The organism is Nostoc sp. FACHB-280 (assembly GCF_014697615.1).
In the GTDB taxonomy this organism is placed as follows: domain Bacteria; phylum Cyanobacteriota; class Cyanobacteriia; order Cyanobacteriales; family Nostocaceae; genus Nostoc_B.
Map to the genome: position 1 here is coordinate 202,602 of NZ_JACJSD010000006.1, position 22,805 is coordinate 225,406.

General features: G+C 36.0%; 18 protein-coding genes. 2 read left to right on the top strand and 16 right to left on the bottom strand.

The genetic code is table 11. The features are described from left to right. Positions 1–232 precede the first annotated feature (232 nt). Both H6G75_RS06750 and H6G75_RS06755 read left to right on the top strand, forming a co-directional pair. Entirely contained in the window at positions 233–1,690 is a 1,458-nt protein-coding gene (locus tag H6G75_RS06750) for a hypothetical protein (protein WP_190979179.1), read from the top strand. A 197-nt stretch (positions 1,691–1,887) separates the two neighbouring features. After that, a complete protein-coding gene (locus tag H6G75_RS06755; protein WP_190979180.1) occupies positions 1,888–3,126 on the top strand; it encodes a nucleotidyltransferase family protein in 1,239 nt (412 codons plus the stop codon). Positions 3,127–3,290: 164 nt separating this feature from the next. Here H6G75_RS06755 and H6G75_RS06760 read toward each other — a convergent pair whose 3' ends face one another. The 16 genes from H6G75_RS06760 to H6G75_RS06835 form a co-directional block, all read right to left on the bottom strand. After that, a complete protein-coding gene (locus H6G75_RS06760) occupies positions 3,291–4,064 on the bottom strand; it encodes a hypothetical protein (RefSeq protein WP_190979181.1) in 774 nt (257 codons plus the stop codon). Positions 4,065–4,124: 60 nt separating this feature from the next. Beyond that, complete coding sequence (locus H6G75_RS06765) at positions 4,125–5,309, bottom strand: glycosyltransferase family 4 protein (protein ID WP_190979182.1); 1,185 nt, start codon at positions 5,307–5,309, stop codon at positions 4,125–4,127. 133 nt (positions 5,310–5,442) lie between these two features. After that, a complete protein-coding gene (locus H6G75_RS06770) occupies positions 5,443–6,699 on the bottom strand; it encodes a glycosyltransferase (RefSeq protein ID WP_190979183.1) in 1,257 nt (418 codons plus the stop codon). Positions 6,700–6,722: 23 nt separating this feature from the next. Then, positions 6,723–8,027 carry an O-antigen ligase gene (locus H6G75_RS06775; protein WP_190979184.1) on the bottom strand — a complete coding sequence of 435 codons (1,305 nt, stop codon included), beginning with the start codon at positions 8,025–8,027 and terminating at the stop codon, positions 6,723–6,725. A 143-nt stretch (positions 8,028–8,170) separates the two neighbouring features. Next, positions 8,171–9,349, bottom strand: a complete 1,179-nt coding sequence (locus tag H6G75_RS06780; RefSeq protein ID WP_190979185.1) for a glycosyltransferase family 4 protein — start codon at positions 9,347–9,349, stop codon at positions 8,171–8,173. A 30-nt stretch (positions 9,350–9,379) separates the two neighbouring features. Then, positions 9,380–10,669: a glycosyltransferase family 4 protein gene (locus H6G75_RS06785; RefSeq protein ID WP_190979186.1), complete on the bottom strand. Its 1,290-nt coding sequence runs from the start codon at positions 10,667–10,669 to the stop codon at positions 9,380–9,382. A 31-nt stretch (positions 10,670–10,700) separates the two neighbouring features. Continuing rightward, positions 10,701–11,510: a hypothetical protein gene (locus H6G75_RS06790; protein ID WP_190979187.1), complete on the bottom strand. Its 810-nt coding sequence runs from the start codon at positions 11,508–11,510 to the stop codon at positions 10,701–10,703. A 101-nt stretch (positions 11,511–11,611) separates the two neighbouring features. Further along, positions 11,612–12,751: a glycosyltransferase gene (locus H6G75_RS06795; RefSeq protein ID WP_190979188.1), complete on the bottom strand. Its 1,140-nt coding sequence runs from the start codon at positions 12,749–12,751 to the stop codon at positions 11,612–11,614. Positions 12,752–12,775: 24 nt separating this feature from the next. Further along, positions 12,776–13,765, bottom strand: coding sequence for a glycosyltransferase family A protein (locus tag H6G75_RS06800; RefSeq protein WP_190979189.1), 990 nt, complete (start codon positions 13,763–13,765; stop codon positions 12,776–12,778). Between the two features lie 46 nt (positions 13,766–13,811). After that, the gene (locus H6G75_RS06805; protein WP_190979190.1) at positions 13,812–14,885 is read right to left on the bottom strand and encodes a glycosyltransferase family 4 protein; all 1,074 of its coding nucleotides are present in this window, start codon (positions 14,883–14,885) and stop codon (positions 13,812–13,814) included. Between the two features lie 56 nt (positions 14,886–14,941). Continuing rightward, positions 14,942–15,928 (bottom strand): glycosyltransferase family 2 protein, encoded by a 987-nt coding sequence (locus H6G75_RS06810; RefSeq protein WP_190979191.1) that lies wholly within the window; start codon positions 15,926–15,928, stop codon positions 14,942–14,944. A 37-nt stretch (positions 15,929–15,965) separates the two neighbouring features. Beyond that, a complete protein-coding gene (locus H6G75_RS06815) occupies positions 15,966–17,195 on the bottom strand; it encodes a polysaccharide pyruvyl transferase family protein (RefSeq protein WP_190979192.1) in 1,230 nt (409 codons plus the stop codon). A 32-nt stretch (positions 17,196–17,227) separates the two neighbouring features. Further along, positions 17,228–18,667, bottom strand: coding sequence for a Coenzyme F420 hydrogenase/dehydrogenase, beta subunit C-terminal domain (locus tag H6G75_RS06820; RefSeq protein ID WP_190979193.1), 1,440 nt, complete (start codon positions 18,665–18,667; stop codon positions 17,228–17,230). Positions 18,668–18,702: 35 nt separating this feature from the next. Next, positions 18,703–20,214: a lipopolysaccharide biosynthesis protein gene (locus tag H6G75_RS06825; protein WP_190979194.1), complete on the bottom strand. Its 1,512-nt coding sequence runs from the start codon at positions 20,212–20,214 to the stop codon at positions 18,703–18,705. Positions 20,215–20,523: 309 nt separating this feature from the next. Then, the gene (locus tag H6G75_RS06830; protein WP_190979195.1) at positions 20,524–21,321 is read right to left on the bottom strand and encodes a WecB/TagA/CpsF family glycosyltransferase; all 798 of its coding nucleotides are present in this window, start codon (positions 21,319–21,321) and stop codon (positions 20,524–20,526) included. A gap of 725 nt (positions 21,322–22,046) precedes the next feature. Further along, a complete protein-coding gene (locus tag H6G75_RS06835; RefSeq protein WP_190979196.1) occupies positions 22,047–22,250 on the bottom strand; it encodes a hypothetical protein in 204 nt (67 codons plus the stop codon). Positions 22,251–22,805 lie beyond the last annotated feature (555 nt).

Genomic DNA, 22,805 nt, shown 5'->3' on the forward strand with positions numbered 1-22,805 from the left:
ATGAATATTAAGGATTGTATTATAAAATTTAGTATTTACGTAGAATTACGAGTTTTTTATGATACTCAATAATTTATATTTCTTCTATTAGTTACGAGTTTTTTCTAGTACCAATTACGCAAATATTAAGTTAACCTGAATCACATTGTGGTTCCTGCCTTATTTACGCAATTTCTCGGATATCGAGAAACCGAGCGAGTTTAGTGTTCCCTATTGAGTTCAGGATTTTTTCATGACTAAAGTTAGTTCTTTGTTGTGTTCCTTAGTAGCGTCTGCTGCACTTTTGGGACAAACATTTTCTAGTGCATTAGCAATTACTCCCATTAACATCACAGTTAAATCAGGAGCAAGACAAACATTTCAGGGGTTAGGATTTAGCTCAACAGTTAATGGCAGCAATAGATATGCAAAGCTCACACAATCACAAAAAAATACACTACAGAAATTAGTGTGTAATGATGCCAAATTCAAGATTGTCAGACTATGGTTTGAAGTGAATAAATACTCACCTCAACCTGGCATTGAGAACATGGCTGTATTTGTAAATCCTCATGTAAAGTCAGGATTTATTGCTGATGCCTTAGCAAATGGATGTACTACGTTGCTATTGGCACCTAATTCTGTACCACCATATATGAAGTCTGAAGATAGTGTCTACATTAAAGATACAGAAATATTCAATTACGCTACTCTTCTAGCCAACTTCATATATCGTCTGAAACAAGAGTATGGAGTCAAAATTAACGCGACAGGCATATTAAACGAACCTAATGATACTCCCATCAAATTCAAAGATTCTCAATGGCCTGTGATGATTACAGCACTGCGCCAAGAGTTGGATAACCGTAATTTAAAAGATGTCAAAATAGTTACACCAGAGTTAGCAAATGCCGATAGCATAGCTGTTCGCATCATTAAAGCTATCAAAAATAACCCCGAAGCTTGGCAAGCATTAGCCGCTATTTCCACCCATTCCTATAACATGGCCGCCGCACCCTGGATCAGCTCGCTAATTGAAGGAACAGATAAAGAATATTGGATTACAGAAGTTGGTACTAATGGCCCAGAAGAACCCGGAGATGCCCTGAAAGCTGCTTCTGCCGCTTCTCGGTTCCTCAATGATATGAACAATCGGGTAACTCACTGGATTTGGTTTATTGGACATGCACAATCACATACAGAAGATAACTCTACAAGGTTAATTCCTTACACTATTAGTCCGTTTCAATATCAACTGTTCCAGAAATATCATTACTTAAAACAACTAACCCGCACCTTTGATACAGGAGCGGTATTCCGAAAAAGCTATAGCTCTCTAGAAAAAGACATGACCTGGAGTTCTGGCAAAAAGCCTCGTATTACCGTAGCTAGTGCCAAAAATCCCGATGGTTCTTGGGGAATTGGAATCAGTAATTACACTTCTGATAAATTTTTCTATGCTCTTCCGGCTGGCTTGGGTTATCCCGAAGGTACATTAGTGAGCGATGCCCAATCAGGCCGTGCAGCAGAAACGTTTGCTGTTACAGTCTTTATTGAAGAACTGGCCCAAGCTGGTGACATCAAGATGAAGATATATCGTTCCAACAGCAATGTTAATAATGTCTATATAGGCTCTGCTGTGATGCGGAAAGGAACAGTGACTATTCCCAAAGTAGACAGTTTGGATCTTATCACTCTCCGCAGTCAGTGATTGACAAAATAGCATTTGTTATCCTCAACAACTAAGTTAGCCAATCATTCACTTAATTGCCAGTTGTAAAATACCATTTCAATTATCAACACTTTAGCTAGAGTAAATTCTAGCTATTTTTTTCTCTATCAATCCTAAATAAAATATAATTAATATACATATTCACATTCATCATAACATATTAATCCTGAGACTGTATGAACACGACTTTATTAGAAAATCATCTGACTCATGAACTAGAACTATTAATTTGTTGTTCTCGTACTTGTATAAACGAAAAAAACTTAATTAGAATCCAAAACTTATTACAAAAGCCAATCAATTGGGACTATCTACTAGAACTTGCTGCTTACCACAAAGTTTTACCACTATTATTTATTAACCTGAGTAAAATTGAGTCTCAAGCTATTCCTCATAATATCTTCAGTACACTACAAAAATATTATTACCTTAATACACAACATAGCCTGTTAATGGCTAGTAAACTGGTCAATATATTAAATATTTTCACTGAAAATAACATTCCTGTTGTTCCCTTTAAAGGGCCAATTTTAGCTACCGTAGCTTACGGCGATATATCGCGCCGAACTTTTGGAGATTTGGATCTGCTTGTGCATCAAGAGGACTTTCTCAAAACTAAACAAGTTTTAATCAATCAAGGATTTGAGCCATACGCAGATAGCAATGAACAAGAAGCCGCTTATCTTAAATCTCTCAATAGTCAAGATGAAGAAGCGTATTTGCGTTCTCATTGGGAACTACATCTAATTAATCGAAAAGAGCAAGTTACCTTAGATGTCCATCAAGGAGTTTTATCTAAAAAATTCTCTCTACCCTATAGTTCAGAATGGATATGGAATGACACAATAAAAATAAATTTTGCTGGTAAACAAATACTCAGCTTTTCTGCGGAAAATCTCATCATTATTCTCTGTTCACAAGGAAGTAAAGACTGTTGGTTATATTTAAATAGAGTTTGCGACTTAGCTGAAGTAATTCATACTTATACTGATGTGAACTGGGAAAAAGTTTGGCAGTTAGCTATTGAACTAAAAATGACAATAATGCTACTTTTAGGACTTTCACTTGCTCATCATATCTTAGATGCTTCACTTCCAGAATTTATTCTACAAGAGATAGAAATTAACTCATTAGTAAAGAATTTAACTTCTGAATTTATTCTCCAACTAACTCGTCCTGTCGCCGATGTGACCACACAGAGCCAATTAAAATCTGCGCTTTTTCATCTAAAATTGATAGAACAACCTTGGGATAAAATCACATATTGTTTTGAAAATCTAATTGTGCCAACGATCGCAGATAAAAGTTGGATACGTCTACCAAAATTTTTATCATTTTTATACTATTTTTTAAGACCGGTACGCTTGATAACTAATGCTTCAATAAAATCTCAAAACAATAGACATCTTGCATAAATCAGATTATGACTACTAAACAAGCGAATTTTCTGTTACTCTTTGCGTCTTTGCGCGAGACTTAAAATTCGTGTTTTATAACATTCGTGTAAGAGGTCTAATACACGTCAATAAAGATTGACACAACTATTAAAAATTTACTATTCAAGCAAGTTCCTATTTACTTATTGCCATTGCTTGGATAAACGATTTTTTAGTTTATAAATTAAATGCTTAGGTTTTCGTAGAAAAGCAGGAGTTTTTAATAAATTAATAAAAATATTAATATCTTTATCACCAAATTCAAAAGTTTTTATACCGTATTTTATCACTAAGTTAGTTATGATAGATTGATCATTTCTATGTTTTTTAAATCCAGGTAAATTTGGCAAACCACAAGTATTTGGTAAACTTTGAGAGGCAATTCTCTCGTCTAAATTATATTGCAGCCACTCATTAACAAAATTTATGACAAAATCATTTTTTTGCAATAGCATCCATGTTGCTTGTATTTGTCGGGCTTCATGATATTTAACTTCCTCACAATTCATATAAACAAAAGTATCTCTTTTAGTCCAATGAGAATTTTTAAATCTCACTTGATGGAACACAGTACCATTGTTACTAATACATAAGTCTATCAAGGGTTGCACAGATTGTCTAATACCCCAAGTTCCACAATCATAGTAAAATAGAATATCTCCATATTCTATTTTTTTAAGTAATTCAGCAATAATATATGATTTAAAAACATAACCATTTTCACTAGATGGTTTATCTAAATATTCTTTATGTTTAGCATAAAAGTCTGTTTTGATAAGGTCTTTAGCTTCCCAAGAAACAATATTGTTAATACCCTGTTCTCTAGCAGTTTTGTTCAGGTTTAGCTGATTTTGTCGATAAACTCCACCTTTTCTGTTGAATCTATCATCTGAATAGTTTAGAAGATAAAATTTCATAATTTCCTACGTACTGATTTTCAATAATCAATTTTATACAAATATTTATGAGCATTTGAATCAAAAATCTTGCGTAAAATTTTTGTAAATTGACATTAATTGTTGATAATTTACTTCTGAAGTATATTTAGATTCATATATAGAATAAGCAGTTTCTCCAAAAATATTCATACTTTCAGGATGGGTTATTGCCCAATTTATTTTATCAGCTAAATCCTGTAAATTTCCTGCTTCAAAATGTAATCCAGTGAGGTGATCTTCTACTATTTCTGCAAGACTACCTAACTTAGAAGCTAGTACAGGTAAACTAGATGCGAATGCTTCAATTATTGTTAATGGAAAACCTTCATACCAAATTGAAGGAAAAACTAAAAATTTAGCTCTCTGCATTAATTTCATCACTACTAATTTATCTTGATATCCCAAAAATTCGACTAGATTTGCATAGCCTGCTGTTTGAACTTTTTTCTGCAAAACTTGACGCAGTGGCCCATCACCGACAATTTTTAATGGTGTAGATATATGATTTTTGATATAAGCATCAATTAGAACAGAAACTCCTTTTTCTTCTGATAGTCTGCCAACAAATAGTAAGTAATTATCACGTTGAATATGTGAATCTAACTTATTTGGCTGAAAAACAAAATTTGGTTTAATATAAATTTTATCTGCTGGGAGTCCAGCTTGAATCATTTTTTCTTTTTGAAATTGAGTCAAAACAATATAAGCATTTACTTTCTTATGCCAAGTACCTGTTAATTTATGCCATGTAGTCATTGCTGCAACCACAGAACTTTGAAGATGAGAGTTACGATAACAGCTATGTACAACGCTAGACCAAGGTATTAATCTACCAATACAATCTTCACAGATTTTGCCATCTCGAAATGGCATTGCTTTAGGACAAGCTAGGCGATAATTGTGCAGTGTTTGGATGACAGGTACTCCAGCAGCATAACAAGCGTCATATACAGCAGGTGATAGTAACGGAAAAAAATTATGTACATGAACTATATCAGGAGAAAAACGTATTATCTCTGCTTGAACTAATTGTTTAGATGGAAGTGAATATATTGCTCCTCCTGCTGCTGCTAGTGTATCCCACACATTTACTATATTCAGGTTGTTTTCTTCCAGTAAAATCACATCATGCCCATTAGCCTCTAACAGATTTTTTTCAATCTGAACTACTTTATCTTCACCACCGGTTAATCGATAGCGATTGTGTAAGATTAACAGCTTCATGCTTTTTTCTGAACTGGTGGATATGAACTCATACTATTAAGTTAAAGAGTCAGATTTTGGGGATGAGGGATACACTGATAAATATTTATTTGAACTTTATTTATATATGAATATTCTATAAAACAAACAGCAGTTAGGGAAAATTTGCTAGTTTTTCCTGTACACAAATTTGTTTATAAGATTGAGCAAAAAATAATGCTTTAAATTCCCAACTAAACACCTCTCTAACTCTCTTTTGTCCAGCCTCGCCCATGTTTGATCTTAATTTTGCATCTGCAACCAAACGCATCATTGCTTGAGCAATGTCTTTGACAGCTTGTTCTGGTGTATTTGCTAGGATTTTAAAACCAGTTGCTTCAGTAATTTGAAGTGCTGGCCCTCCTAGATTTAAGCAAATGACTGGTAAACCTAGTGACATCGCTTCTAAACAGACTAATCCCCCAGAATCATGCAAACTTGGGTGAACTAATACATGAGAGTCTTTTATTTTACTTAAGGTTTGCTCACGAGACAAACTACCCCAAAATTTGACTTGTTTTTCAATACCTAGTTCTTGGGTGAGCTTTTCCAAGTTTTTTCGCTCAGATCCTTCTCCTACAACCCAATACTCAGAATTAGATATATTTGCTTTGGCAAATGCTAATAATCCTAAATGAAATCCTTTCCAATGCAATAATCTACCTACGCTGATAAACCTGAAAATAATAGATTGATGGGATGGAGATGTTTTTGCATAATTCACTAATTCTTCTTGAGATATACCAAGCTGAGAATATACTTGAACATTTTTTGCCCCTAAACATCGTAACTTTTTAGCTGTATCCTCAGTTGTAGCCCAAGCGGCAACACTGCGTCGTGCTGTTAAGCGGACAAAAGGATCACAATCTCCAATTAAGCAAGCTATATTTCTCAGTAACTCATATATTTTGCTTTGAAAGTTTAAACCTGACAAAAAATTTTTGGGAGTTAATTCTCCTCCACCCACAGGCCCCCAGATAAAAGGAATGGGTAAAAAACAAAGAAAAGACGGACTATTATATTTGACGTAAGTGATATGATGCACAATGTCAAAGCAAATTTGCTGATGAAGCGTTCTGCTAACAAAGTAAGCCGTAATTTGCCATAAATAGTAGTGAAGATAAACCCACTTTTGAGTGGATTTTCCTTTCTGGTTCCAATCTATCATTAAACCAAAAGGATCTAAATAAATAAAGTTGAGATTAGATAGTGGCTTGCGTGCTAATTCTGCTTCAATGGCGAGGCGGTGACAGTGAGAAGTTAAAACCCAAATCTGATGATATTTGCTCACTTGTTGAGCAAAATTCCAACCTACACCTGGTTCAGAACCTTGGCCTGGTTCACAGGCGTATGCAGAAATCAGAATTTTCATAATTATTAATTTGTATAGAATATTTATTCAGCTTCTGCATCAAAAAGCTGTGGATAACGTTTGTATATTTGTATTGCAGCTAAACCAATACCATACATTGTCCATAACCAAATGCCCCCTGTTGGGCCTTCAATAATTACTTCAAATGATGTAACAGTCATACTTGCTACCCAATAAGTAAGTAAAGTTAAAAATATACCAGACCATTTTGTCTGTCCCTTTTTCCTGCACTGTAAATATTTCGATAGTATGCTTCCAGCCCAACCTAATTGAATTATTAGCCAAAGAACAAAACCAGGAACACCAGTACGAGAAAGCACTGTAATATGACCATTGTGTGGACTACGCACAACACCACCACCTACTGGGTCAAAACCGGTACCAGCTCCCAAGTTAAAACCAAATCCTCGACCAGTCCAAAAATAATCGGAAAAAGTACTTTTAACAAGATAAGTCCACCATTCTAAGCGATATTCTTTTGAACCTTGTCTTTCATTATTGTCAACGAAAATACTTAATACTTTCTTAAGTAATGGTTCAAAAATCTCTGGATTTACAATTAAAGCTAATAGAATAATCAAAATGGTGATAGTTAAGATGCGCCAAATTTTACTACTTTTATACTTGGCAAGTCCAACTACAAAAAAAGCATTGAGAAAGGCAAGTGTTCCTGAACGGTTTGAATTTATAACTACTATACCCAAGTTGACAAAAAACATGAAGGTGAATAACAATGCGTGGAAATCTAGTAAGTTAGACCCAATAAAAAAAGCAATAATACCAGACAAATGAGTCATTGTATCTGCTGTTTTAGGAGAAATAATTCTAGCTCCTGCACCCGGTAAACTAGGTAATGGTATTGTTCTAGCAATCAACCATAAAAATGGAATTAGAAGAATAAAAATCCTACAAAATCGCTCATACTGAGCAACCATAAATAAAAATCGCTGTGGCTTACTAATTAGTAAGGTGGCAACGATTAGGGCAAAAAATATGTAGTACCATAAGGCTGCATCCCTTATGGCATCTAAGCCATATATGGGAAAGTACGGAATGGTATTGAGACAACACCACACCATAAATATAATTAAAAACCAAGCTTGGGGAAGTTTGAGCAGTTTTGGAATTGACTTGTTGATGCTTAAAGCAAACAATCCAAAAATAAGAGTAATTTCCCCGATATAAGCAGGCGCAACTCCAAAGTACGAAAATCCTCGCCCACACAAGGCATATCCCAATAGCACCCAACTATACCAGTTGAGAAACTTATCAGCTATGGAGGATTTTTCTGTATCATTTTTAAGATAAATACTTGTTTCATCGAGCATAAGCTAATTGAGATATTATTGGTTGGTTTTAGAAAATTAAAAGGATTCAAATATACGTTTTAGGGCAAATATATTGTTCAAGGCAATGCAAATACTTTTATGTCGTATGAAAATAATGGTGATTTTTTTATAATTTAAATTAATTAAAGTTTTAACAATCGGTGATGAGTAGCTAATTCATAAATTTCCATCATTCGGTTATAGTTCTGTTGCGCTGTGTACTTAGATTCAAATTCCTGCCTAGCCTCTTGACGCATTTGAGCTAGTTTTTCTTGATTTGCAACCGCCCACTGCACTTTCGTTGCTAAATCTTCGGGGTTTCCTGGTGAGAACAGCAATCCAGTACGGCCAGAGTCTACTAATTCTGCGATCGCTCCAATATTAGCAGCAATTACGGGCGTACCTTTTGCAAACGCCTCAACTGCGACTCGACCAAAAGTTTCATACCACTTGGAAGGAAACACTAAAAACATGGCTTCTCCCATCAATTTATGCACTTCAGATATTGGTCTACGTCCTAGCCATTCTACCTTGGGTAATCGTTTGACTAATTCCACCACTTTCGCTGCTAAAGGCCCTTCCCCGATAATCTTCAAAGGAACTTTCCCTTCCAAATAGTTCCAAGCTGCTAGTAAAGTATCTAACCCTTTCTCGGAAGATAATCTACCCACAAAAAGAGCATAACCACCAGAACCATCTCCCACACCAGGATCAGGATGTACAAAGTTAGGCTTGACGACAATTTTTTCGGCTGGGAAACCTCCGCTAATAAATTTTTGTCGGGCAAACTCAGTTAAAGCAATATAAACATCTACCATTTCCAGCCAAGTATTCATAGCGCGATGAGCTGTTAACATAGTTGCTACTGCGATCGTTGCTGGACGGTTGTCCCGATAGCAACCATGCCAAACACCAGGATAGGGAATAAACTTCCCCATACAATCTTCGCAGACTAAACCATCCCGAAAAAATAAGCCATTGGGACACAACAGGCGATAATTACGCAAAGTTTGCACAACAGCTACTCCTTCTGATTTAGCCGCATAGTGAACAGAAGGAGAAATTAAGGGGAAAAAATTCTGAATATGAACAATGTCACATTTTGAATGCTGAAGTTTTTGTTTGACTATGTTGTAAGATTCTTGAGACCAAATAGAGCGCAACGCCATCGGTACCGCACCAATAGATCCCACTCGGTCATTATGTTCTTGATAAACATCAACTTCATGACCCATTTCCCGTAAGAGTTTTTCTTCAGCCTCACGAGATTCATCTTCGCCACCACGAATTTGATAATTGTTATGAATGCTTAGAATGTGCATTGAGGAAATTTTGAATGGGATAATGATTAATTAAATAACCTGAGCGTTATTTTCTTTGGTCTGAATTACACTTTGTGATAATAGAGACTGTTGGCAATTCAAAATATCTTCATAAAGTGCCACTAAAGAATTTGCTTTAATTTCCCAGTTGTATAACTCACTCACCCGCTTTTGACCTGCTTGTCCCATCTTGGCTCTGAGTTCTGGATCTTTAGCCAGACGAACTATTGCCTCTGCCATACCGTTAACCGCATCTTCAGGGTTATTACCAATAATTTTAAAACCAGTTTGCTCCGTAATCTGAAAAGCTGGGCCTCCTAAATTCAAACAGATTACAGGTCTACTGGCTGCCATTGCTTCGATGCAAACCGTAGGCGAAAAATCATGCAAACTAGGATGAATTAAAGCACAAGATTCTCCCAATATCCTTAGTGCTTCTTCACGAGGCCGACTTCCTAAAAATTTGACCTTTTCAGCAATTCCTAGTTTATTAGCCAAAGCTTCTAATCTTTGACGTTCCGGGCCTTCGCCAATAATCCAGTATTCCCCGTTTTCTAAGTTAGCTGCTGCAAAGGCACGTAACCCAAGATGAAATCCTTTCCAATGCAGTAAACGCCCCATACTGATAAATCTTATAGGAGCTTGGAATTGCGAAACATTATATTGCTCGAATTGAGCTATATCTTGCTGATTAACACCTGTTTGTCCCAATATCTTCTCAATACGTTTTGTACCTAATGCACTTACACAATCGGCTGTTTCTGATGTGCAAACTATTGCTACAGCACTTCTTTTAGCAGTCATTTTCACAAAAGGGTCGCGTTCACCTATCCAACGGCTGACTTCTCGCAAACTTTCATAAACTTTGCCACTCCAATGAAAATCACGCCAAAATGACTTCGGTGCTACTTCACCTCCTCCCAATGGCCCCCAAACAAACGGTATAGGAAGTAATGATAAAAAGCTAGGAAAACAATATCGACCGTAGGTAACATGATGTACCAAATTAAAATTAATTTGCTGATGTAGTTTCCTGGCTTGAAAATATGCACCTATTTGCCAAAAATAGTAATGAAAATACAAGGCTGTTTGTCCTCGGTTCCACCATCTAGCCCAAGCAGGTAAGTCATGATACACAAACTTTAACCCTGGAACTGGTATTCTTGATAGTTCAGCTTCAATGCTGGGTTGATTATCTTGACGTGTAATTACCCATACAGCCTCACATTTGTGAGCTAGTTCTTGAACCATATTCCAACCAACTCCAGGTTCAGACCCCATCTTTGGTCTACAGGCATAGGCAGAAACTAAAATTTTCATATTTTTCATTTCTTAAAATACTTATGCAGGCTTATGGTATGTATCGCATTAATAATTTTCGTGACTGGTTTTTCAATAGCTGTATCAGCTTTTGTTTTTGATTTAATTGATAAAACCCTCGAATAGAATAATCTACTTCTATATGATTTTGTTTGAACAAATCAACCACAGCCGCCTCTAACCATTTACCTTGAACAATTCCAGTAGGATAATAAGGAAAAATATATTTTTCTTGCCCATTAAAATAGTCAAGATTTTGACAGAAAAATGAATCTTTAATTTTCCTGGCTCTGATGCTACCCCAGCGTTCAAACTCCCATCCTGTTTCATTCGGCTCAAGATAAAATTTGAGTCTATCCTTGACCCACAACCCGGCTTGTAAACCAATCCGATAGTTAGCTCTTTGCGGAATTTCCCATAATAACGGATATTTGGATGATGGTTTGTATGGGCCAATTCCCAGAGTTTCTCTTAACCGAATGTGGGAATATCCTTCACATTCCATAATTTCGAGAAAATCATAGAGAATAGTTGTATTGACATAATCGTTCAAGAAATAATCATCTTGTACATAAAGAATGTACTGAGAATTAATCTTATCAAGACAACGAATTAAGCAATCGCTCCAACTCGGTCTTGTGCCACTATCATCATTTACACCAACTTGAGAACATTGTATATTTAACCCAGGATAGCTAAATACTTTAGTTTCAGTATTCAGTATTATAGGGTGAGGACAATTAGACCAATACTTTGCAAAAAGAGTAAAGAATGGTTGCCAGCAATCTTCAAAACTGTCGGTACTATTTACGAGAATTGCTAATTGTGAAGTATCATCCATAAATAATTTTACTTTTTCTATGTTTGTTGAATACTTTAAATAAAAATTTAGCTAGTCTAAAAGACTTACATCATTATCATTTTGCTCAAAATCTAAGTTATTTACATCTGATTATTGAGGAGCATTTGGTATTTTTCTTCTAAAATCTGCGTTTGCTTATGAAGATTAAACATATTTTCTACTCGTTGTCGGCCATTTTGACTAAAGCTTTGCCAGAGAACACTATCATTAAATAGCTGTAAAACATACTCAGCAAGAGTTTGAACATCTCGTTCAGGTGCTAAAAAACCAGTCTCTTGATGTGCTACTACTTCAGGAATTCCACCACTAGCAAAGCTAACTACTGGTAAACCCATTGCTTGAGCCTCAGCAAACACTATACCAAAACTTTCGCAATCACCAGACTCTGCTCTAATACTAGGAACACAAAATATTTTGGCTATTTGCATCCAATGTTTTACAACCTCTGGTGGTTGGGAGCCTAGAAAACGATAGTTTTTGAGTAAGGACTTAGCTAAATTTTCTAAAGAATTGCGGAGAGGTCCATCACCAATCACTACCAAAGCTATTTCAGGATTTTCTGCTTGTACTCTCTCCATCGCTTTTATTAAATACTCACAGCCTTTCTTCTCAACTAGCCGTCCAACAAAAAGAACTATTGGCTCTCGATTAGTTATTGGCTGAGGTTGAAAAATTTCTGTATCTACACCTATATAATGCACTAATATTTTTTCTGAAGGAAAACCTTGCTGAACAAGTTCCGCTTTCAAAAATTTCGATACCGTAATAAATAAATTAGCCTGTTGTTTAAGTAATTCTCGCCGTTTGAGATAAACACGAGTACTGATAGAATTTTTTCTAGCATATTCATCCTTCATGGTAGCATCAAGTCCATGAAAGGTAACAATCATAGGTAGATTTAAAGACTGTACTAAAGGAAGAGCTAAAGCTCCACAAACGCCAAAATGAGCATGAAGTAAAACAGGATTTAGCTGTTTTACTTTTTTCCTGACTTTTGGTGCTATTCCTGTGACTTTAAACAATACCTCTTGGAAAGCTCCAAAACTTCCACCTTCATTAACTACTAACGTGCGTTCTGAAGGTAGAGATAATCCTTTGACAAAACGAGAACCCACATAATAAGGTTCAAAATTTTTTAGTCCTTCTCCTTGAGCGCGGATAAATGTTTCGGAAAGAGGGAGAATACGTCCACAGAAAATAACTACATTTGGCTTAGACATACTGTTTTTGTGCTGGCTCTAGAACTATATCGCTGTAGAACTTTTATTTTGATTCCTGTAAAATAAAGCATATTTCAACTCAAATAATAATTTGTAAACTTTAGCTCCAAAAATTACTCTTATAATTCCCTTAGCGAAAAGTTCTCCAGACCAGGGAAGGAATTTTAGTAAGGCAAGAATATAGAAAAGGGCAGTAATTTTATTTCCTTTATCAAGTTCTTTATTTACTCGAAGTAATTGGACTATGGATGTTCTTACTCCTATAACACGATGATAATTAATCGCTCCCGTCCGTTGTTTTATAACTTTCCCCCACTTATTTTTGAAAATTCTTAATCCCTCCAATTTAGCTTGCAAATTACCTCCAATCTGCTGTGGATGAAAATATCTAATAATTAGTGGTTTATCGACCACTAAAAAATGGTTATTGGCAGCTGCTAGACTCAACCATAAATCATAGTCTTGAAAACTCGGTAAACTTTCATCAAAGCCATTAACTTCTAGTAAGGCAGAACGTTTCACCATAAATAGTGAAGTGGTAGGAGGTAGCCAACCTCTCAATAAATCATCAAAAACATCTCCTTCATAAAGATGTAAACTGGGTATTTTCTTTTGTCCCTCTACACATTCATAACCTAGGCAATAAACAACAGTTGCCAGAGGATCATCACTTTCTTTTACCCGTTTTACCTGTAACTCTAACTTCTCAGGTAACCATTCATCATCACTGTCTAAAAATGCGATGAATTCTGTGTCAGCTGCTTTAATGCCTTGATTACGTGCATAGCTACCTCCATAATTCTTACCTAAAGGTAAATATTTAATTCGTGGGTCTGTAAATTCTTTAACTACTTCAGCAGTATTATCTGTAGAGCCATCATCAACAATAATCAGTTCAAAATTAGTAAAAGTCTGTTGGAGAATACTGGAAATTGCTCTTGGTAAAAAATTAGCTCTATTAAATGTTGGAACTATTACACTAACAGTTGGTTGTTCTTGAATAGATGGATTCATGATTTTTAGATTCTAGTATAATTAGCTCTGGATTTTAATGAGATTTTTACATACAAGATTGATATACATTGCTCGTTATTTTGGCAATGTTTAGCCAATCATATTTTTCTGCTAGTTGGCGATTATATTGACCCATAGTTGATAGTTGAGTGTGTTGTTCTAATGCTGATTTCATAGCTTGAATTAAACCATACTCATCATCAATGTCATATAAAAATGCTCCAGAATTATCTAACACTTCTGCAATACACCCTTTGCGGGGTGCAATACAGGCTCGACCAAAAGACATTGCTAACATTACAGCACCTGAAGTGAGAATATCTCGATAGGGAAACACAACTACATCAGAAGCATTCAGATAGATTTGAAGTTTCTCAGAAGGGATGAATCCTGGTATAAATTTGATTTTTGGATCGTTATCAATCCTCTGTAAAAGCAGATCTGTCATTTCTGGACTATTTTGATATACTTTACCTGCAATCACTAGTTGACTTGCATCATGATGCAGTTGTTTAAATGTATCTATTAGTTCCAAGACTCCTTTGTAGGGTCTAATCATCCCTAGGAATAGGAAAACCACAGCAGAATCATCTATATTTAAGCTTTTGCGGGCTAGAGTTTTTTGGATATTGTTATCGTAACAGTTGATATAGTTACCATGCGGGACTACAAATACTTTATCTTGATTATCTTTCAGGGAAAAACTTTTGATAACTTCTTCTTTTGCTGAGTCACAATGAGCAATAATCGCATCAGTCAATTTAGCCACTAAATAACTACATAAAGTATCTAAAGCTAAGTTTTTATTTTCATGGTTTTTGAGATTATGTACAGTCCAAATAATTTTTATTCTTAGCAGTTTTAAGATAATTAATTCTAAAATAAAAAATGATAATTTTATAGATTTTTCTAAAAAATTGGAGCCTGCGAAAAATGGATGAAGCCAATGTAAGTGTAATATATTTGCTTTTTGAGGAAACAATACTGCTGGTAAAAAGAAAGTTGTTGAAGATGAAGGATGAGGAAAATCTGCTTGAATATCTAATGTATTGAGGTGATTAATTAGCTCTTTTTGGTAGGGATTATCATCATTTGTTCGTGGTAAAAATATAGATTTCATGTTTAATTAATATTTTTGTAAATAATTGTTTTAAATTTTGCACTTGTTGGCAATTTTTAAGATGCTATTTTTGTCTGATTTAACCAAGTCCTGAGTTTCCAAAATTTGTTGAATAGTTCTATGAAGGTTAAACGAATTTTTAATTTAATATAATTTGGATAGAAAGTTTTGCTCATAGGAAAACTCTCTAATAGAGCTTTGACAGTTTGAGTATCACCGACATAAACATGACGATAAGCTGCTAGTAATGCGTAATATGCTAAACAATGCTCCAGAAGAGAACGATATTCTGGGGGACAGTTATTTCTGATAGGTTCTGGGTCTGTAAGCTTGGGCCAAGGTGGTCTTACTCCCTTACGCCCTTGCCCAAGTTCAGATGCTTCTGTGTGATGCCACATAAGTGGGGTGGGGTCTAAATAAATTTGGTAATTTAATGCTGCTTGTATCCATAAATAAGAGTCTTCACCATAAGTGCAGCGATCTTTACTATAAAAACCACCAAATTGTTCGACGATCTGTCGTGAACATAAGACTGCTCCAGAGTGGAAGAAGTCGATCGCGGATTTCACTAATTGCGGTTTCATATCAGTTGGTAGTCGCCATACACCTTCTGTTGTCAGAAAATGGGGAAGATGTTCTTGCCAACTTGTACGTTCTTCACCCCGAAAATGTCCACTCACACTCAGCAAACACTCAGGGTGTTTTTGAAGATGTTCTATGGACTTCTCCAAGAATTCTGGTAGCCACTCATCATCAGCATCAAGAAATGAGAGAAAGGGAGCCTTGCTTTCTGTGATACCTCTGTTACGTGCTGCACCAGGGCCGCTATTCATTTGGTGAATGATGTGGATGCGGGAATCAGGATAATTGCTGACAATATCTGGGCTATTATCTGTAGAGCCATCATTCACAACGATAATTTCAAAGTTTTGATATGTTTGCCCTAGTACGGAGTCGATCGCTCTAGCGATATACTTACCTTTGTTGTACAAGGGTATGATCACACCCACAAGCGGAACTTGTTTTGGCTCCAATTCTTTCATCTTGATGTGCCTGCAATGATGAAGGTTTACTGCATAATTAAGCTAATATCTGTGCGATTAAGTCAAAATTAGTTGCTGTTCTTTGTTTGATTTCGGGTAAAACTGAGTTTAAATGAGCAGATACTTGCTGGCGTTGCTGCCAAGCACTACGAATTGTGTTGCAAGCTGTATCAATATCGAGAAACTGTTGAGCAGATATCAGTAATCCTTGGTGAACCATTTCTGCACCTAGTAAATCGGTCATAATACCTTCGGCTTTGACAGAGTAACCTATGGGTAAGGTACAAACACCACTTGATAAGCCGGCGATCGCAGCGTGCATTCTCTCAGACACAACTAAATCGCAAGTACTGATCAAACCTTTAAATTCTGAGGCTGTATGTTCAGCACCAGCTAACTGGACACGAGGATCGAAGTTTAATAATCTCTGCAATTGTCCGGCGAGGATGCGATCGTCATTGTGAGGACGGTAATCATGTACATGGGGAATCAGTATTACCTGCGCTCCAAATTCATCAAGAATCATCTTGATTACTTGACACCAAACTTTGATGTGTTGCTCGTAGTCAGTGCGAGTATAGCGACAAATACCTTGACTAATTCCGAGTGCAACTAAGGGACGGTCTGGATTGATGTTGTACAATTTCCGCAAGTTAGCAACAATTTCTGGCGGTGCTGGCGGGAGCAAAAATGCTGGATCAGCTGTGTGTTTAACTATATCTGAAGACAGACCTAAGTCTTTGGTTACATATTTATAAGAGAATCCTTCTCTGACAGTCACTAACTTGGAGCGACGAGCAACATTCAGCCAAATTTCTGCTTCTGCTTGAGTTTTAAAAGGCCCAATAGATTGAGCCAGGAATACTACAGGCACACCAGCATCTAAAGCATATTCTAGGGGTTGGAGCTGCCTTTTGAGAAAGTTGACACCATAATCAGAACTAAATATATCGCCACCAGATGCGATCGCCACGGATGCACCATCCAGCAATCGCAACATATCTTTGTAGGCAGGTGCTATGGGCTTATAAAACTGAGATAAATTGTTCCGCCAGCGTTGAAGTTTATGAAGTGGTCTTAAGGAACCATCGCTGATCAAATCTATGTTGTACTGTTGCAACCTAACTTCATCATAATCAAGCGTTTCTGTGAGAATACTCATAGCCAGCTTTGGCTGAAGTTGGCGTAGCTGCTCAATGGTAGTAACAACCATTGCTTCCACACCCCGGTTCCGTAATCCAGTAATTCCTGTAATAACTGCTTTCACTTGATGTATCACTCCATCTTTAGTAGTATTTTTTACTTAACTAATAGGCTTTTGATAAATTTTTTACACTTTTGAATAAATTGCTTCCATAAAACAGTAGATGGGTAAGTCAATTGATATTGCAGCACCAAAAAATTCATATTTTTTGGAAAAACAGAAAACTGTCCAGATTTTATAGCTTTTTGAAAAGCAATGTGACTCTCTTCGCCTAATTTCATCCTCAGTTCTTGTCGTTTTTGCAGTTGTCTACTTAAATGGCTGATTTGCGATTTAACCCGCTTATTCGGCCGCCATTCACCACGTTTGTCCGCCAAATATAAACGATAGGCTAAACCTTCCCTGCGATGGTTTAATCCCGAAGCTTGCGATTTTGCGACTTCATCGGCTGTGATGGTATTAAGATGTAGATTACCTGTATTTATTCCTTGTTCAATTAATTTTTGAATTAATACATTACGAACAACAACTACATTTGTACCTTTACTATCATTCACATATTCAGGTAGCCAAGCATCACCAACAACTATATCTGCGGCTTCCGCAATTACATCATCACAATATTCACAAGCTTTATATTTAAAAAAACCATGTCCCCAGTCCCAACCATATAAATCACGCACCGGACTAACATATTCAATCACTTCACCATCTTTTAAACCAACAGCTTTCATCCCATATTGATTAGCACCTCTATCAGCCAATTTATAGCGGAAATCAAACTCTAAAAGATTACCTGGTTTGATTCCACCTTGCCAAGCAAACATTTGTGCAAAATGAATACTTTTTAAATGCCCGCAAATTAAACCCACACAAAATTTTATCCGTTCAGCAATTATGGGATCTTGCTTCATCAGCAGCCGAATAGCTTTAATAAAACATGGAATACCAACTATTACATAACGCCCAGGCTGCTCTCGTAGCATTTGTATAACTTCCGAGATTTCAATTGGGTAATATCGTGATTTTGCTCCGTTACGCACCTCTTCTATAGTTTTAGATATTTGGTACTTAAATAATCTGGGATCTGTTGGCGAAGGAGTACAAGGCTTAACATGAATAACTCCATCAACTAATCCCTCACTCAGAAGTTGAGTAACAATCCAATTACCCATACCACCTGAACTACCACGTTTACGGAAATCGCTTTCGCTGACAAAACCTGCATAGGTTGTCAGATAGTAGCCAATTTGTTTGTGATATTGACAATCTTTACCGAATATTTCCTCCGCAAGCTGATCTTCATTTAATCCTTCATTTGAAAAGGGACAAACTTTTCCCAATGAACCCTGATTCGATGTTTGAACTACTGGCTCATTCAGCGTGGCACAAAGCTTGCCATACTCATCTAGTTTCATCTTAATTGGAGAATCAACTACAGCAGCACAAGCACCACAACCTATACAGTAACCACCATCTACTACAGTTTCAAATAGTTTGGATATATCTTGATTTTTTGATGTACTGCTTAACATTAATTAACTACTCCTCTCGGCTGATTAACCAACATTTATTTTTTAAAACTCATTTTAGGAAATAATGAACTAAGGATATTTCTTATCTGTTGTAGATGTTGTGGTGCGATTAGTGTAATAGTTCCTGTATATATCAAAAAACCACCTACTATACAAAGGAAAAGTAAAGCGTAAGAATTAACTATAGCTGGAAAACTGAATAAATTTTTGATACTGAAATTAAACAAACTTTTAATCCCTAAAATGCCAGCAACCATTGCTAGAGTTGCCACTAACGGAGTGAAATATTGCTGCAAGTAAGTTGTTAATTTAATGTTAATTAATTTTTTCAATACAAATATAGGTATAGGAGACATAATATAAGCACGAAAAACATAAGATGCTGCGACTGCTACTATTCCCCAACGAACTGCTATCCAAAAGCAAGTAAAGTTTCCAATTGCCTGAATACAATACAGTGCTAAATTCCAACTAGGTTTGCCCATAGCCATAATGACTGTACCATTGTAATAAAAACCCGCATATAATGGCCCAACTAGAGTTAGTATCTGCAAGACTGGTACACTCGTCTTCCACTTTTCTCCAAAAACAGTCAATATTAAATCAGGCGATAAAATCGAAATACCTATAAATACTGGAAAAGCCACAAGACTAGTAAAACTAATTGCGTTATAAAATGCTTTTCGCATCTTTTCCGGTTCTTGTTGCAAGCGTGAAAAGACAGGCATTGCTATTTTCTGAATCACGGAAACCATTAACTGAGTGACTATCATAAAAATTCGATAAGCCACTGAGTAATAACCAAGGGCGACAGAATCAAGAAAATAGCCAATTAACAAGTTATCAGAGTTTTGGTTAACAAAGTTCAGGATACTAATGCCTGTTACATTAATTCCAAACGCAAATAATTCTTTGAAGTGCTTTTGGGAAAATCTAAATTTAGGCCGCCAATCGCTAACCCACCATAAAGCGATGACTTGAGTCACACTATTCGCTAAATATTGACCAACTAAACTCCAAACACCAAAACCTAAAAAGGCTAAAATTATGCCGACAATGCCACCAACTACCACAGCTATCAAAGAACGTATAGCTAAACTTTTGAAAGCTAGTGAACGTTGTAGAATGGCTTGTTGTACACTACTAAGACCATTAAATACAAAGTTTAAAGATAGCCAGCAAATAATCGGTACAATTTTAGGTTCCTTAAAGAATATGGCAACTAAACCAGAACAAGCAATACTCAAGGTTGCAAGTAATATACTCACTCCTAAATTAGTCCAAAAAGCAGTATCTAAATGCTCTGGTTCTAAGTCTTGACGCTGAACAATTGCTGTGGAAAATCCTTGATCTACAAAAATTTGCAGAAAGCTTAAAAATATCCCCGATAAAGCCACTAATCCGAATGCTTCTGGCCCTAATAATCGGGCTAGTAAGAAGAACACCCCAAAGGAAACAGCCTGTTTTCCCCAACTTTCAATTGCAGACCAAAGTACGCCTTTAACTGCTTTTTGTCGTAAATTTGATGTTTGTTTTGGTGGTTCCATTACAGGCTTTACCTATGCAAAGGATTGAAAATACCTATTATATTTTACTGCTACTGTCTCTTTGAGCAGACAAGCATCTCATCTTGATTGATAATTAATAAATACTTGATTTAGAACTGTGAAAACTTACTGCCAACTTTATATTAATACTTACACTGAAAACAAGCAGTCTTTCAAGATGAGAAATCAACTATGAATCAAGATAAGTATGCAGTGATATTCAAAATGTGATCGGCGTAATTCAACGATGTTTTAAGTTTTTTATGAGTTTTGAATAATCATGAAAACTCAACTTGACTCAATATATGGTTATTCCACTGTAGTTTTTAGGAAAACCCCAGCAATACGACTCGATGACAATAGCTGTTTAGCCGCCAGCCAGATGAATACGGGTATTGTTGTTGTGTAGCGCCGCCATAGTCGTCGCGGTTCTTGAAGCCAACGATATAGCCATTCTAAGCCTAAGTCTCTCATGATACGTGGCGCACGCTTGTGAATCCCGGCATATACAGGGAAAACGCCACCTACTCCGATCATAACTGCGCGAATTTTACCTTTATGTTGCGCTATCCATTTTTCTTGTTTTGGACATCCCAAAGATACCCAAACTACACCAGCCCCACTGGAGTTAATTTTATTGATTAAAAGTTCATCTTCAGTTTCTGTTAGTGGGCGGAAGGGTAAGGGTTCCATTCCAGCTATTTTTAGTTGGGGAAATTCTTGTTCTAATCTGGCTTGCATTCTCACCAGAATTTCAGTTTGTGAACCTACAAAGAAAACACTTAGATTATGTTTTTGGGCGTATTGACATGTTTCCACAAAAATATCCATACCTGCTACACGATCTTGGTAAGGAGATCCCATTCGGCGCATCATCCACACTAAAGGCATACCATCAGGTGTCACCATATCTGAATTTTTCAGTATTTTGGCAAACTCAGGATTCCAGTGCGCTTCTATGAGCATGTGTACATTCGCTACATATACAGTTCTACTTTGGTGAGCGATCGCCCATTCTATAATTGTTTGTATCTGATCCTCAAAGCGTAAGGCAGTAATAGGGAAATCAAGCACTTTTTGAGTAGGTAGTAACACTTCTGCTACCATAGCTCACTCCTTATGTCAAAGATAAATAACAACAGATTACCTAGAGCAACCTTTATGTCTAAATAAGCCAATTAGATGAATCTTGACTTTTTCTGAGCTTGTAGCATTCTTTCAAGAACACACATTGATTTTTCAAGGTTTTTCAGCAATTTTACTGTTTGCTGAATCTTATTCAAAACAATCATAACCGTAAATTAGCTTACTTGTTTAACGAAAGTTTATTACAGTAAGATTGCAAACTTTATATTTACTTTATGTTTTTATAGGGATTAGTTCATCCAAACATTACATTACTACTTAATTCCTCTTAGGTAAGTGTATCTATTTTCGGAAAAATTTTTACTTGTCATCTCTCTAAAAGAGTAGTTAATCAAAGCATATATATTTGAATTAATAGACGTATCTGGATAAAATCATAATTTTTTTTAATCAAGGATTATTTTTACAAGGTATAGTGGTAATTAGGTATGCTAAGACAATTTGAAACCTTGAACGCCAGGAATAGTAAGACTTTTCCTCTGCCCTCTGCTATATAACTTGACCTAAATTCTCAAAGGTCAAGCCAATACTAAGTTAGTATATTAATCGGTAAAAATATTAAATTAGTGTGGGCAAATTTCCCTGACTTATCGCCCTAATCAATTTAAGTGTAACAAGTATTCAATTAAGAACCACATATATTGTTATTGATTTGTGCAGGGTTCATAATATCTCATTATCTCCAATTAAAAGAATTCGCCAAAAAAAGAGGGGAGATTTTTTCTCCCCTCTTTTTTGTTGTTATCTTTGTTGTCTGATTGGTTATTTTCCTTTAAGCGTTGTCTCAGCATTTGCCTTTGTTTTTTAAGTTGTCGCTTTCTTGCTGAACCACCTTTACCTTTATCGTTTCTCCCTTCTCGGCGGGGAGATTCCCATCTTTTTAAGCGCATAAAAGATTTGCTAGATATTTATTGTGGATTGTAGTCTTATTGTAATACATATATTTATCAATTGTCTATCTCAATCGAACAGATCATTGAAAGCCTTTCTCCATAAGACTTGTGTAGAGGCTAAGGCAAATTAAACCAGAAGTCAATAAGGCTGATGCTGTCATTTGTCCTCTTTAAATCAATCACTTAGGGGATAATCTTTAATTTTATACAGCGGCTTTCATCCTAGTGAGGTACAAATTATAGCGTTTATTTCTTTATTTCTGATCTGCTTTTACTGCAAAACGCTGTAACGAAGCAAAGAGAAGCCTGTACGTTGGGCGGGTTAGCAAAATCTCTCACTGGCGAAATGCAGTGGGAAGATAGAAATGCTTAACTGAACCGTATTGCTCTTTGGAATACAAATGACAAATGACAATAAAATACATTTGCTTAGGGCTGATTTTGGATTTTAGATGTTTCTCAGCTTAAATAGGCTGTGTTTAGCATACCTAAGTTTATTAGTCGACTATATTATTCTACAGTCGTAGCATAACACACTAAAACCAAGAGAAA

What these genes read in the sequence shown, in the direction of transcription:
- H6G75_RS06750 (WP_190979179.1), top strand. Translation starts at nt 233, where the DNA reads ATGACTAAAGTTAGTTCTTTGTTGTGTTCCTTAGTAGCGTCTGCTGCA.
- H6G75_RS06755 (WP_190979180.1), top strand. Translation starts at nt 1,888, where the DNA reads ATGAACACGACTTTATTAGAAAATCATCTGACTCATGAACTAGAACTA.
- H6G75_RS06760 (WP_190979181.1), bottom strand. Translation starts at nt 4,064, where the DNA reads ATGAAATTTTATCTTCTAAACTATTCAGATGATAGATTCAACAGAAAA.
- H6G75_RS06765 (WP_190979182.1), bottom strand. Translation starts at nt 5,309, where the DNA reads ATGAAGCTGTTAATCTTACACAATCGCTATCGATTAACCGGTGGTGAA.
- H6G75_RS06770 (WP_190979183.1), bottom strand. Translation starts at nt 6,699, where the DNA reads ATGAAAATTCTGATTTCTGCATACGCCTGTGAACCAGGCCAAGGTTCT.
- H6G75_RS06775 (WP_190979184.1), bottom strand. Translation starts at nt 8,027, where the DNA reads ATGCTCGATGAAACAAGTATTTATCTTAAAAATGATACAGAAAAATCC.
- H6G75_RS06780 (WP_190979185.1), bottom strand. Translation starts at nt 9,349, where the DNA reads ATGCACATTCTAAGCATTCATAACAATTATCAAATTCGTGGTGGCGAA.
- H6G75_RS06785 (WP_190979186.1), bottom strand. Translation starts at nt 10,669, where the DNA reads ATGAAAATTTTAGTTTCTGCCTATGCCTGTAGACCAAAGATGGGGTCT.
- H6G75_RS06790 (WP_190979187.1), bottom strand. Translation starts at nt 11,510, where the DNA reads ATGGATGATACTTCACAATTAGCAATTCTCGTAAATAGTACCGACAGT.
- H6G75_RS06795 (WP_190979188.1), bottom strand. Translation starts at nt 12,751, where the DNA reads ATGTCTAAGCCAAATGTAGTTATTTTCTGTGGACGTATTCTCCCTCTT.
- H6G75_RS06800 (WP_190979189.1), bottom strand. Translation starts at nt 13,765, where the DNA reads ATGAATCCATCTATTCAAGAACAACCAACTGTTAGTGTAATAGTTCCA.
- H6G75_RS06805 (WP_190979190.1), bottom strand. Translation starts at nt 14,885, where the DNA reads ATGAAATCTATATTTTTACCACGAACAAATGATGATAATCCCTACCAA.
- H6G75_RS06810 (WP_190979191.1), bottom strand. Translation starts at nt 15,928, where the DNA reads ATGAAAGAATTGGAGCCAAAACAAGTTCCGCTTGTGGGTGTGATCATA.
- H6G75_RS06820 (WP_190979193.1), bottom strand. Translation starts at nt 18,667, where the DNA reads ATGTTAAGCAGTACATCAAAAAATCAAGATATATCCAAACTATTTGAA.
- H6G75_RS06825 (WP_190979194.1), bottom strand. Translation starts at nt 20,214, where the DNA reads ATGGAACCACCAAAACAAACATCAAATTTACGACAAAAAGCAGTTAAA.
- H6G75_RS06830 (WP_190979195.1), bottom strand. Translation starts at nt 21,321, where the DNA reads ATGGTAGCAGAAGTGTTACTACCTACTCAAAAAGTGCTTGATTTCCCT.
- H6G75_RS06835 (WP_190979196.1), bottom strand. Translation starts at nt 22,250, where the DNA reads ATGCGCTTAAAAAGATGGGAATCTCCCCGCCGAGAAGGGAGAAACGAT.